This window comes from Mycobacterium sp. NGS58 (assembly GCF_059812385.1).
Map to the genome: position 1 here is coordinate 115,641 of NZ_JCALCO010000008.1, position 12,177 is coordinate 127,817.

Annotated in this window: 12 protein-coding genes; 3 read left to right on the top strand and 9 right to left on the bottom strand. The window is 67.9% G+C overall.

Annotated elements, in window-relative coordinates:
- Positions 1-81: 81 nt before the first annotated feature.
- From AC5Y4H_RS10245 to AC5Y4H_RS10255, 3 genes are all read right to left on the bottom strand, one after another.
- Positions 82-642, bottom strand: a complete 561-nt coding sequence (locus AC5Y4H_RS10245) for a hypothetical protein (protein ID WP_499981073.1) — start codon at positions 640-642, stop codon at positions 82-84.
- Positions 643-753: 111 nt separating this feature from the next.
- The gene (locus AC5Y4H_RS10250) at positions 754-1,836 is read right to left on the bottom strand and encodes an NAD(P)H-dependent amine dehydrogenase family protein (protein ID WP_499981075.1); all 1,083 of its coding nucleotides are present in this window, start codon (positions 1,834-1,836) and stop codon (positions 754-756) included.
- Positions 1,833-2,840: an aromatic ring-hydroxylating dioxygenase subunit alpha gene (locus tag AC5Y4H_RS10255; RefSeq protein WP_499981080.1), complete on the bottom strand. Its 1,008-nt coding sequence runs from the start codon at positions 2,838-2,840 to the stop codon at positions 1,833-1,835. The genes AC5Y4H_RS10250 and AC5Y4H_RS10255 overlap by 4 nt, the downstream gene beginning before the upstream one ends.
- A gap of 120 nt (positions 2,841-2,960) precedes the next feature.
- Here AC5Y4H_RS10255 and AC5Y4H_RS10260 point away from each other — a divergent pair, with 120 nt between their 5' ends.
- Both AC5Y4H_RS10260 and AC5Y4H_RS10265 read left to right on the top strand, forming a co-directional pair.
- Complete coding sequence (locus tag AC5Y4H_RS10260; protein ID WP_499981082.1) at positions 2,961-3,611, top strand: TetR/AcrR family transcriptional regulator; 651 nt, start codon at positions 2,961-2,963, stop codon at positions 3,609-3,611.
- Positions 3,611-4,117, top strand: coding sequence for a GNAT family N-acetyltransferase (locus AC5Y4H_RS10265; protein WP_499981084.1), 507 nt, complete (start codon positions 3,611-3,613; stop codon positions 4,115-4,117). Before AC5Y4H_RS10260 ends, AC5Y4H_RS10265 begins: the two co-directional genes overlap by 1 nt.
- Here the strand turns inward: AC5Y4H_RS10265 and AC5Y4H_RS10270 are convergent.
- The 5 genes from AC5Y4H_RS10270 to AC5Y4H_RS10290 all read right to left on the bottom strand — a co-directional run bounded on the left by AC5Y4H_RS10270 (position 4,104) and on the right by AC5Y4H_RS10290 (position 9,932).
- Complete coding sequence (locus tag AC5Y4H_RS10270; RefSeq protein ID WP_499981085.1) at positions 4,104-5,180, bottom strand: PDR/VanB family oxidoreductase; 1,077 nt, start codon at positions 5,178-5,180, stop codon at positions 4,104-4,106. The genes AC5Y4H_RS10265 and AC5Y4H_RS10270 overlap by 14 nt on opposite strands.
- A 13-nt stretch (positions 5,181-5,193) precedes the next feature.
- Positions 5,194-6,951 carry an SDR family oxidoreductase gene (locus AC5Y4H_RS10275; RefSeq protein WP_499981087.1) on the bottom strand — a complete coding sequence of 586 codons (1,758 nt, stop codon included), beginning with the start codon at positions 6,949-6,951 and terminating at the stop codon, positions 5,194-5,196.
- Positions 6,951-7,862, bottom strand: coding sequence for a metal-dependent hydrolase (locus AC5Y4H_RS10280; protein WP_499981089.1), 912 nt, complete (start codon positions 7,860-7,862; stop codon positions 6,951-6,953). Before AC5Y4H_RS10280 ends, AC5Y4H_RS10275 begins: the two co-directional genes overlap by 1 nt.
- Before the next feature lie 121 nt (positions 7,863-7,983).
- The gene (locus AC5Y4H_RS10285; RefSeq protein ID WP_499981094.1) at positions 7,984-9,447 is read right to left on the bottom strand and encodes a flavin-containing monooxygenase; all 1,464 of its coding nucleotides are present in this window, start codon (positions 9,445-9,447) and stop codon (positions 7,984-7,986) included.
- 23 nt (positions 9,448-9,470) lie between these two features.
- Positions 9,471-9,932, bottom strand: a complete 462-nt coding sequence (locus AC5Y4H_RS10290) for an SRPBCC family protein (RefSeq protein WP_499981095.1) — start codon at positions 9,930-9,932, stop codon at positions 9,471-9,473.
- A 90-nt stretch (positions 9,933-10,022) separates the two neighbouring features.
- On the opposite strand from AC5Y4H_RS10290, the gene ald reads away from it, so the two are divergent.
- Positions 10,023-11,138, top strand: a complete 1,116-nt coding sequence (gene ald, locus AC5Y4H_RS10295) for an alanine dehydrogenase (RefSeq protein WP_499981097.1) — start codon at positions 10,023-10,025, stop codon at positions 11,136-11,138.
- A 10-nt stretch (positions 11,139-11,148) separates the two neighbouring features.
- Here ald and AC5Y4H_RS10300 read toward each other — a convergent pair whose 3' ends face one another.
- Complete coding sequence (locus AC5Y4H_RS10300; RefSeq protein WP_499981101.1) at positions 11,149-12,174, bottom strand: nitronate monooxygenase; 1,026 nt, start codon at positions 12,172-12,174, stop codon at positions 11,149-11,151.
- Positions 12,175-12,177: the final 3 nt, after the last annotated feature.

Consider the following 12,177-nt stretch of genomic DNA (forward strand, 5'->3'; position numbering starts at 1 on the left):
GTGTTCACCCTAGACCGGGTCGATTCTGCGCCACGGCGTGCGTGGAGTCATGACAACTCGAACGTGGGTTTCGCGCGCCGATCAGGTGTGAACGATCAGGCCCGCTTCGGTGTACGGAGCGGGTTGCGCGGGGTCGTTGATCGTGATGTACAGGTCGCCTCCCGTCGGCATGGCGAAGCCGACGAACCCATGCGCGGTCTGCCCGTCGTGAAGGCCACCCGATATCAGCGGGGGCATCTTGTCGAGCCTCCGGTAGTCGACCGCTAACGTTGCCGGCTGGGGCGGATCGTCGGGATGCGTCCATGGCTGATTGCCGCGGCCGTATCCGGCGAACATATGGTTCTGGTCGAACTGGAAGAACGGGTGGGACGTCGCGGTGATAGTCAGTTCCACCACGTTGCATGCGGAGCCAGGCGTCGGACTCGCAAAATGGGAGGTACAACCCGGCGGTAACCACGTTGCACTGTTGACGGTGATGTCCGCGGTCGCGCCGCCGGCCGCCCGCACGTGCACGGGCACGCCCATCTGACCGATCGGGAACGGTGGACTCTCCGACATGGGGTCGGCCGAACCGGTGGGACACGAGCATGCGGCACCCGCCACGGCGACCGCGGCTGCGGCACTTACACATCCTGCGCGCACCACGCGAGTTTACCCGCAGCGCCGCCACGAAAAACGCGGAACCGAGCGGATACCGGCGCCTCGGCTAGGCCGCGGCGCGCGCCCCAACGACTTTCACCATCCCCCGTTCGCCTACTTCCGGAACCGCCCGGCGAATCCGCGCAGCGGTAGGTCGGCGCTGGTGATCAGTCCAGGCGGCGCCGCGACCACCGACTTGATGGAAGCCAGCGCGGGCATGCCGGTGACGGTCATGCCGATCGAGGCGAAGTTGTCCGGGTTGGACAGGTCGACGCCGGGCTTGGGGAAGATCATGTGCTTGTTGTAGATGCAGGGGTCGCCCTGAATCTGAGTGATGTAGCAGCCCTTGATGTTCCAGCTGGGGTCGGTGTGCGGAGTCATCTGCCATTCCAGGTGCGTCTCGACCCGCGGCACGCCGTCGACCATGCCCTGGTACTTGATGTAGTTACCGCCCAGCGAACCCTTGGGCAGCGTGTACCAGCCGAGGTCGACGTCCTTGGTGCATGCGCCCAGCTCGTAGCTGAACTTGACTTCGTCGAGCAGCAGGTCGAAGCAGTCGGCCATCATGTACACGCTGTCGGCGAAGACGCGGGTGTATTTCTCGAGCTTCGAGGGGATTTCGGGATCGTCGACCGGCTGGCCGTAACCCACCTCGATCCAGGTGTCCTTGGAGTGGTGGCAGGACACGTCGACCGATTCGATGGTGGTGACGTTCTCGATGTCGGCGACGTCGGCCGAGCACACGACGCCCAGGATCTGGTTCAGCCCCGGGTTCATCCCGGTTCCGTAGAACGTGGCGCCGCCCTTCTCGGCGGCCTGGGCCAACAGCTGGCTGACCGGCTTGCCCGACGGATGCGGGTGGTTCTTGTCGCGGTGCCAGCCGGTGATCCAGTCGGCGGTGGTGACGATGTTGATGCCCGCCTCAAGCACTTGTAAGTACAGGTCCTCGTCGGGGAACACGCCGTGGAACGTCAGCACGTCCGGCTTGGCGGCGATGATCTCCTCGACCGTCCCGGTAAACGCGACCCCGTTGGGGGCCAGTCCGGCGAACTCTCCGGTGTCCTTGCCGACCTTCTCCGGCGAATAGCAGTGCACGCCAACAAGTTCGATGTCGGGCTGGGTAGCGATCCGCTTGATCATCTCCGAGCCGACGTTTCCGCTTCCGACCTGAAAGACGCGAACCGGTGCTGTACTCATTGCCTTGGGCCTTCCTGCGCTGCGAACGCCTCGGGATAGAACTGCTTGGCCCACTTGCGGATTGCGGTGAAGCCTTCGTACTCGTCGGTGGCCAACGCCGGCGGGTCCGAATAGCGCTGGTGCTGCCAGATCTCGATGTCCTGCTCGAATTGGCGGATGACCTCGCGCCCGAATTCGTCCGCCCTGCCGGCGGCGCGGTCCGGATCCTTGTGCGGCGACCGGCCGATGTAGACCATGAAGCGCACATCGGAGGTGAACTCGTCGACCGGCGTGATCGCCGAGATGGTGCGGTTGTCGATCATGCCCCAGCTCTTGGTTACCGCGATGCCCAGACCGCCGTTGATGGCCTGCACCCCGCTGTTGACGTCCTCGATCTTTTGGCCGTCGTCGCCTTCGAAGGTGATGGTGAAGTCGACGTAGGACACCGGCTCGCCGAAGTCGTGGCGGGTGAACACCGGCACGATCGGGGTGCTGTGCACGTACTTGAAGTGCGCGAAGTCCACCCCGTTCTCGAGCACGTATTGCGGGTGCATTTCCAGGGCTTCGCGATACAGCCGCTGCTGCGGGTAGTAGTCGTCCGCGCTGCTGCCGTCCTCGAACGCGGCGAACACGTCCGGGGCGTCGAAGTAGGGCTCGCGGCGGTCCAGGTCGTGCCAGATGTACACCGACGCGTTACGCTCGACCACCGGATAGGTGCGAATGCGGCGGCCGCGGTTGGGCCGATCCTGGTACGGGATGCAGACGTTGCGGCCTTCCCGGCTCCACTGCCAACCGTGGAACGGGCACTGCAGCACCTCGCCGACGACCTTGCCGCCATAGCCCAGGTGCGCGCCCAGGTGCTCGCAGTAGGCGTTCATCACCGTGAGTTCGCCGGATTCGGCGCGCCAGGCGACCATATCCTGGCCGAAGTACTTCATCTTGTGCACGTCGCCGACGCCGATCTCGTCGGACCAGGCGACCTGGAACCAGCCGGTCGGTGTCATCGACAACGGCGGCTTAGCCATCGAGCCCTGCCATGTGAACTGCCCTCCCTCGGCTACGAATATAGGCCGCGGCGCCACAAAATCAAAGTACCCTCTATGAAACTGTGTATCCGGTCCGGCGCCGATGGATAAGATCGGCGAATGACCCGTCAGAGCAGCGCGGCCGGCGTGGACGGTCGGCGCCCGAACCGGCGGGGCCATGCGACCCGCGAAAGCATGCTCGAGGCGGCATTGCGATCGCTGGCTTCCGGTGAGCCGGGCTCGGTGTCGGCCAACCGCATCGCCAAAGACATCGGCGCCACCTGGGGCGCGGTGCAATACCAATTCGGCGACACCGACGGGTTCTGGGCCGCCGTGCTGCACCGCACCGCCGAACGGCGCGCGGAGACGTTCTCGACGCTGTCGACGCCCGTCTCGCCGGACGCCCCGCTGCGCGAGCGTGTGGGGGCCATCGTAGATACGCTCTACCGCGGCCTGGCGTCCGCGGATTCACGTGCGATAGAAAACCTGCGGGCCGCGTTGCCGCGGGACCCGGACGAGCTCGAGCGGCTTTATCCGCGCACCGCCGCGGAGCTGTTTTCCTGGGGCAAAAGCTGGCTGGAGACCTGCCAGCACGCCTTCGCCGGTCTCGCCGTCGACCCGGATCGGGTCCGCGAGGTCGCCGCCCTGATCCCCGGCGCGATGCGCGGGCTGGTCTCAGAGCGTCAGCTGGGTTCCTATGCCGACCTCGACATGGCACGCCGGGGCCTGACCAACGCTCTGGCCGCCTACCTCGAGCAGTCCCGGCCGTGATGGCCGACATCACGATCCGCGAGGCCACGTCAATCGACTTCGCCGATGTGGCCGCGATGCACTATTCGGTGTGGCGGCAATCCTGGTGCGGGATAGTGCCGGACGCGGTGCTCGACGGGCTCACCTCGCCGAAGACCTGGGCCGTGCTGCTCTATCCGCGAGACCTCAGCCGCGCGGGTTGGCGGATGTGGATCGCCGAGGCCGGCGGGCGGCTCCTCGGCATGACGCTCTTCGGCCCGGACCCGGACGACCCCGAGCGAGTCGAACTCGAAGCGCTCTACATCACGCAGGCAAGCCAACGCCACGGCGTCGGCGGCCTACTGCTCGCGAAGGTCCTGGACTCGGACGCGCGCGGTGACGTCGTGCTGTGGTGCGCGGAAGCCAACGGCGTCGCGCGACGATTCTACGAGAAGAACGACTTTCACCTCGACGGGCGCGCCATGGATTGGGAGCCGCGGCCCGGCGTGAAGGTACCCCACCTGGGCTACCGCCTCAGGCGTCGATGACGATCCGCTCGCCGTCGGCCCGCGAGACACACACCAGCATGCCGTCGTCCCCCGGCGCGGCGCGGCCGCGGTGATCCACTTGTCCGGCAAGCACTTTGACCCGGCACGTTCCGCAGAATCCTTGCCGGCAGGAGTACGGGGTGGTCGGGTCCCTGTCGAGCATGACCTCGAGCGCGGTCCGATTCGCCGGTACCGCGAGCACCTGCCGTGATCGCGCGAGCTCCAACTCGAACGGCACCCCGTCGACGACGGGGGCCGGGCTGAACCGCTCGTAATGCAAAGGCGCGCCGGCGTGCTCGTTGCGGGCGATGCGGACGGCCTCCAGCATGGCGCTCGGCCCGCAGACGTAAACCGCGGTGGCCGGTCCCGCTCCGTCGAGTAGCTCGGCCACGGTGGCGAAGCGGCCGTGCTCGTCGTCGGCCCACACCGTCACCCGGCCCGGCCCCAGTGACACGACCTCGTCGAGCAGCGGCATGTACTCGCGGCTGCGACCCGTATAGATTGCGCGCCAATCGATACCGCGCTGCGCGGCCACCTGGATCATCGGCAGGATGGGCGTCACCCCGATGCCGCCGATGATGAACAACACCTCCCGCTCGGCGGTGCCGAGGTAGAACGCGTTGCGCGGACCTTCGAACTGAAGCGGGTCGCCGACGTCGAAGCTCTCGTGCATCTCGATGGATCCGCCTCCGCCGTCGGCGATCCGGCGCACGGCGATGCGGTAGTCGGTGCGCCGTCCGGGCGCACCGCACAACGAGTACTGCCGGCGCCGGCCCGAGGGCAACAACGCGTCGATGTGGCCGCCCGGCGTCCACGACGGAAGCAAACCGCCGTCGGGATCGGCCAGGGTCAACGCGACGACGTCCGGCGCGACGATCTCGCGTTTGGTCACCACCGCGGTCAGCCTCCGCTGCACCGGCTTCACCCGCCCGGGCGACCACCGCGACACCGTGGCGAATCCCTCGAACACCGCCCGCACGCCCCACAGCAACGACCCGAAGCGGTCGTGGTCGCGCCGGCCGTACAGATCGGCCGGTCTGCTGGACCAAATGCTCTCCGGCACCCGCAACCGCCCCCTACTTCTGCCGAATGTCCAAGCGCGCGAACAGCCGAATCGCTCCGGGACTGATGCGCCGCATCGCGTAGCCGATGCGCGACTCCGCGGCGATCGGCAACACGGCCGGAGCGGTCTTGACGGACTTGACAATGGCCTTGGCGGTCGCTTCGGGGGTGAAGTTGCGGCGCCGGTACGCGGCGTCGGCTTTGCCCCGCGCCCGCTCCTGCTGCTCCGCGCTCATTCCCGCGTAGATCGTGTTCTTGGCGATGTTGGTGTTGACGAATCCCGGGCACACCGCCGTCACGCTGATCCCCTCGTCGGCGAAGTCGGCCCGCAACGACTCGCTCAGCGCCAGCACCGCGGCCTTGGTGGTGCTGTAGGCGACCATCGACTTCGACGGCAGGTAGGCCGACGCCGACGCCACGTTGATGATCGTGCCGCCCTCGCCACGCTCGACCATCTGCGCCCCGAACGCCCTGCTGCCCGAGATGACGCCGCCGACATTGACACCCATGATGGCTTCCCAGTTCGCCGAGCTCGTCTCCAGGAAGCGGCCCGCCATCCCGATGCCGGCGTTGTTCACCAGGATGTCGACCACCCCGTGTTCGTTGCGCACTTGCGCCGCAAAGTCATTCATGGCGGCCTCGTCGCTGACGTCGACCTGGTAGACGGCCGCCTCGGCGCACGCGGCGCGCACGGCGTCGGCGGTTTCCTTGGCGGCGGCCAGGTCACGATCGGCGAGCACGACCTTGCGGGCGCCGTGCCGGGCCAGCTCCACCGCGGTGGCCCGGCCGATCCCTGCGCCGGCGCCCGTGACCAGAGCCAGTTTGCCGCACACCTCGCGCCGTTCGCCGCGCACCTCGGCCGCCCCAGCGCCGGGTGCGCCGTCGACGTTGCGGTCGACCCACTCGGCGGTCAGCCGGGCGATGACGTCCGGGCGCGACGTCACCACCCAGTGCCCGCCTTCGATCTCGATCACCCTGCCGCCGCTCGGAATCGCTCCGGTGAATCGTTGCAGCGCGGGCGTGACGAACAGGTCGCGGCGCGGCACCAAAGTCTGGACGGCGACCTTGGTCTCGGGAAGCCGGCGTCCCGGGGCCAGCATCGGCGCCGGCATGTTCTGCCGGTACAGGTTGAGCCCGTAGACATAGTCGGTGACCGAGCGCAGGGTGTCGTGGTGCTGGCTGCGCGTGCTCGACCGGCCGATGCGCTCAAGTGCCTCAATCACTTTCACGCCGGCCCTTGAGCGAAACGACAGTTCCGGCACGGCCGGGCACAGGAAGAAGCCGATGTAGCCCGACGCGATCACTTGTCGGATGACCTGGGCCACGGCGCGCGGCGTGCGCGCCGAGCGCAGGAATGCGCCGGCATAGTTCAGGTGCGGGCCCGAGATCGAGGTGAACGAAGCGACTTTGCCCATCACCGAGTCGTCGGTGACCGCGGCCCATGCCTGGATCGACCCCCAGTCGTGGGCCAGCAGGTGCACCCGGCCCACACCAAGGCTGTCGATCACCGCACCGATGTCGGAGACCAGCTGCGCGAAGAGGTATCCGGATCTTTTTGCGGGACGGGTGGATTCACCGGCCCCGCGCACGTCGTAGGCCACCACGTTGTAGGGCTTGCCGGCCAGCTCGTGGGCCACGCCGTCCCAGACATGGTGGTTGTCCGGGAATCCGTGAATTGCCAATATGGTCGGCCGCGCCGGGTCGATGTCGGCATACCGGTGCACGGCCAGCGTGACGCCGTCGCTGGCGGTGATAGTCGATGTGATACTCATCAGTGCGAGGCGCGCGCGGCCGGTGAGATGGCCAGGTATTCGACGGCTTGTTCCAGTCCGCCGAGCTGCGAGGGGTGGAAGCTTGGCCGGTAGTAGTTGCCGACCGCCCGGATGAAGCGCATCGGGCCGGGCACCAAACCGCGGCGCGCCGCGGAGAAGTAGTCCCGCCAGCGCGGCTTGGAGTGGCGCGGCAGCTGGGGATCCAGCGAGTACATGAACCGCACGCCGCGGATCCACAGGAGCAGCATCGCGGGCGTCACCACGAGCTGGGCACGCACCTGGCGCCAGTAACCGGCCTGCAGATGCTTCATGGTGTCGAAGGCCACCGCCTTGTGCTCGACCTCCTCGGCGCCGTGCCAGCGCAGCATGTCCAGCATCACCGGATCGGTGCCGATCTTGTCGTGGGCCGGCGAGTCGAGGATCCACTCCCCGAGGATGGCGGTGTAGTGCTCGATGGCGGAGACGATCGAAACCTGCTCGAGGAGCCAGCTCTGCCGGCGGCGCTGGCTCCAATCGGGCCGGGGCCCCAGCAGCCTGTCGAAGAGCCACTTGATCTGGCCGGTGTAGGGGGTCAGGTCGATGTCGCGCGCGGCGAAGTGCGCCAGCACGTTCGCGTGCGCCTGGGAATGCACGGCCTCCTGGCCGATGAAGCCCTGCACGTCGAGCCGCAGCTGGTCGTCCTTGATCAGGGGCAGCGTCTGCTTGAACACCTCGACGAAGAACTCTTCGCCGGCGGGCAGCAGCAGGTGCAGCACGTTGAGGACGTGGGTCGCAAACGGTTCACCGGGGACGTAGTGGAACGGCAGCTGCGCCCAGTCGAAGTCCACGTCGCGGGCCTCGAGCACCAGCCGCTCGTGGTCCAGCGAGGCGTCGTGTGGACCCGCCGCTTGGTTGTCGACGGTCAGCATCATGCCCCCTACCTCGGCGTTTAGCCCTCGCTCACGGTCTTGCGGTGGACGGGGCGCGTCCCAAGTATAGGTACGCGACGCAGATATGCGAAACCGCCGGTACTGGGTTCTTGCGTGACGGTTCTCAGCCCGCCGCCACGTGCCGGCGCAACTCGTACTGGCCGGGGTCGGGATTGGCCAGCATGCGGCGGTGTTCGGCGGGGGTGAGGGGCCACACCTCGGGCACGCCGTCCTTGTTGAGGTACCAGCTGTTACAGCCGGTGGTCCACACGGTGTTCGGCATCGCGGCGCGCAGCTTCGCGTTGAAGCGCTCGGTCGCCGCGGCCGTCGGCTCCACCGTGTCGAATTCGCGGCGGCGCCAGCGCTCGATCCAGCCCAGGATGTGGTCGGCCTGCGATTCGGCCACGGTCGTCAGCGCCAGGTTTCCCACCGGGCTGTGCGGCCCGAGCATCATGAAGAAGTTGGGAAAGCCGGACAGCGCCACGGTTTGGTAGGCCCGGGGCCCGTCGCGCCAGACGTCATTGGCGCGGATGCCGTCGCGGCCGATCAGCTCCATCGGCCGGAAAAACGCGTGGGTGTCGAATCCGGTGGCCAGCACGATGATGTCCGCGTCGTGCAGGACGCCGTCGGCGGTGACGATGCCGCGCCGTTCCACATGGTCGATGCCGCCCGTCACCAGTTCGACGTCGTCGCGCTGCATGGCCCGGTAGAAGCCATTCGACATCACCAGGCGCTTGCAGGCGGGCGTGTAGTCGGGCGTCAGCGACCGCCGCAACTCGGGATCGCGGATTTCCCAGAGGCTGGCGCGGCACAGCGCCGCCATGATCTTTCGGCGCAGGCCCGGCTTGGTCAGTCCCACCGCGAAGTAGTCGTACCCCAGGCTGTAGATGCGATACGCCAGCTTGTCCAGCCACGGCATCTTGCGCCGGGTGATTCCGGTGAAGCCGCTGTAGCGCGGATTCGCCAGGCGCAGCACCCATTGCGCGGTGCGCTGGAACAGCGCGACGTGGCCGGCCACCCCGGCCAGCCCGCACACCAGCTGGACGCCCGTCGACCCGTTGCCGACGATCGCGACGCGGCGACCCCGCACGTCCACGCCGTGGTCCCAGCGCGCGGAGTGGAACACGTTGCCGCCGAAGTCATCCAGGCCCGGGATCGACGGCATTCGTGGGTGATGCAGCACGCCGGTGGCCGAGATCAAAAAGTCGACCCTTGTTTCCTCTCCGGCGTCGGTGCGCAGTACCCAGCGGCCGTCGTCGAAACGCGCGTGGACGATCTCGGTGCCGAACCGGATGCGATCCCGCAGCGCGTAGCGGTCGGCGATGTCCCGGAAGTAGGCCTGGATTTCGCCGCCGGGCGAGAACAGGTGTGACCAGTCGGGTTTCCTGGCGAAGCTGTATTGGTAGATACGCGACGGGATGTCGCAGACCAGGCCCGGGTAGGTGTTGTCCCGCCAGGTGCCGCCCACCTCGTCGGCCTTCTCGTAGATGGTCACATCGGTAATCCCGCTGCGCAGCAAGGCAATTGCGACACACAACCCCGACATGCCGGCTCCGACGACGGCTACGGCGGGATCGCGTCGCGTCATCGGTACTCCCGCGGGTTTGTTCGCTACTCGGTCTCGGCGCGCTGCTTGAGGCGCTGCAGCGTGAGCCGGATGTGCTCGGTGTTGGCGGCCGCCCGATCGGTGACGCCGGTGGCCCTGCCGGCGACCTTGCGGAACCACCCGGGCCTGCGGTCCCAGGTGCTTTCGGTCACCTCACACCCGCCGTCGGCCGCGACGATGTCGTATTGCCAGCGGGCGATCGGAAAGACGGTGTGCCTCACGTCGAACGCGAAGCGGCGGCCCGGTTCCGCCTCGGTCACCGTGCACTTGGTGCTCCAGCTGCGACTGCCGTTCTTGTTGTGGCCGGTGAACACCGCACCGGGGCTCACCGCGTCGCCTTTGCGCCACTCCATCGCGACCGCCTCCTCGGCCAGTTCGGCCAGCGTGGGCAGGTCGGTGATGAGCCGGTACACCACGTCGGGCCTGGCGTCGATCTGCACGGTGGCCTGCACGCACGGGTCGGTCATTCGCCGATCATAGCCAGCGAACCGCCAGCCTTTGCGGCTCCCGCGAAGTTTCTTCACACTTGAACATGAACCGGCAACCTAGGGGCGATCATGCGAGTCGGCGTACCCACCGAGACCAAGGCCAATGAGTTTCGGGTCGCCATCACTCCCGCCGGTGTCGCGGAGCTGACCCGCCGCGGCCATGAGGTGTTTGTGCAGGCCGGCGCCGGAGAGGGGTCGGCGATCACCGATTCGGAGTTCAAGGCGGCGGGCGCCCAGCTGACCGAGACGGCCGACCAGGTCTGGGCCGACGCGGACCTGCTGCTCAAGGTCAAAGAACCGGTGCCTGCCGAATATGACCTGTTGCGGCGCAACCAGATCCTGTTCACCTTTCTGCACCTGGCGGCGTCGCGGGCGTGCACCGAGGCGCTGTTGGCATCCGGAACGACGTCGATCGCCTACGAGACGGTCCAGACCGGCGACGGCACACTGCCGCTGCTGGCCCCGATGAGCGAGGTCGCCGGCCGGCTGTCCGCTCAGGTGGGCGCCTATCACCTGATGCGCACCCACGGCGGACGCGGCGTCCTGATGGGGGGTGTGCCCGGGGTCAAGCCCGCCGACGTCGTGGTGGTGGGCGCGGGGACGGCCGGTTACAACGCGGCCCGGGTCGCCGGCGGCATGGGGGCGTCGGTCACGGTGCTCGATGTCAACATCAACAAGCTTCGGCTGCTCGACGCGGAGTTCGGCGGCCAGGTCCGCACCCGGTACTCGTCGGCCTACGACCTGGAGGGCACCGTCAAGCGCGCCGACCTGCTCATCGGCGCGGTGTTGCTGCCCGGCGCGAAGGCGCCTAATCTGATCTCGAATCCTCTTGTCTCACAGATGAAATCGGGCGCAGTGCTGGTGGACATCTCCATCGACCAGGGTGGTTGCTTCGAGGACTCCCGGCCCACCACACATGACGAGCCCACCTTCGCGGTACACGACACTGTGTTCTACTGCGTGGCGAACATGCCCAGCGCGGTGCCCAAGACGTCGACGGTGGCGCTGACCAACGCGACGATGCCGTACGTGCTCGCACTCGCCGATCGCGGCTGGCGGGCGGCGTGCCGCTCGGATCATGCTCTGGCTAAAGGCCTTTCGACGCACGACGGCGGGCTGCTGTCCGAGCAGGTAGCCACCGACCTAGGCCTCCCGTTCACCGACCCGGCGGCCGTTCTGGGCTGAGCGGCGCGGGCTAAGCGGTGGCCGCGAGACTGGCGATGATGTCGGCCGCGGCGCCCGCGCACGCGTGCTTGAACGACGTCCCTGCCCACAGGGGCATGCCGTTGGGATCCTCCATGGCGGCTGCCGCTTCCCGGATCGGCGACGTCATCTGGTTGACCTCGGGGTAGCCCAGCGGCGCGACGTGATCGAGCGTTCGGGTGAAGTCGTTTTCCAGACCCCGCGCGTAACGGCCCGAGAACGCGCGCGTGACAACGGTCGTGGCGAACAGCGGATTCTTCATCGCGACGCGGTGTGCGGAGTTGGTGCCCGCCTCGTCCGCGAGCAGCAGCGCGGTGCCGACCTGGGCCGCCACCGCTCCCCTGCGCAGCGCGGCCCCCACGTCGTCGGCGGTGCCCAGTCCGCCCGCCGCGATGATGGGCACATCGTGCGCGTTGCGGATGCGGTCGATGAGCTGATGCAGGGACTCGTTGGCGGGTTCCATGTCCGGCGCGAAGGTGCCGCGGTGCCCGCCGGCGGCGGGGCCCTGGACCACCAGGCTGTCCGCGCCGGCCGCGACCGCTATTCCCGCCTCGTAGGCCGACGTCACGGTGACCATCACCAGCAGGCCCAGCGCGCCCAGCCGCCTGATCACGTCGGGCGGCGGCACGCCGAAGGTGAAGGACACCAGTTCGGGCCGAAGGTCGGCCACGACCTCGAGCTTCTGCTCCCACTCGTCGTCGTCACCGTGCTGCGGATGACCGACCTCCACCTGGTAATGCTCGGCGATTTCTTCGAGTTCGGCCGCGTAATAGTGCAAGGCCACCCAGTCGGCGACGCTGGGCTGAGGCACAAACAGGTTCACCCCGAGCGGGCCGGTGGTGGCCTCGCGCGCCGCGGCGATGTCGTCGGCGAGCTGCCCGGCGCTGCGGTGCCCGCCGGCAACGAATCCGAGGCCACCCGCGTTGGACACCGCGGCCGCCAGCGCGGGAGTCCCGGGCCCGCCGGCCATGGGTGCGCCCACGATGGGCACCGCGATGTCCCAGAAGCCCAGTACCATTCG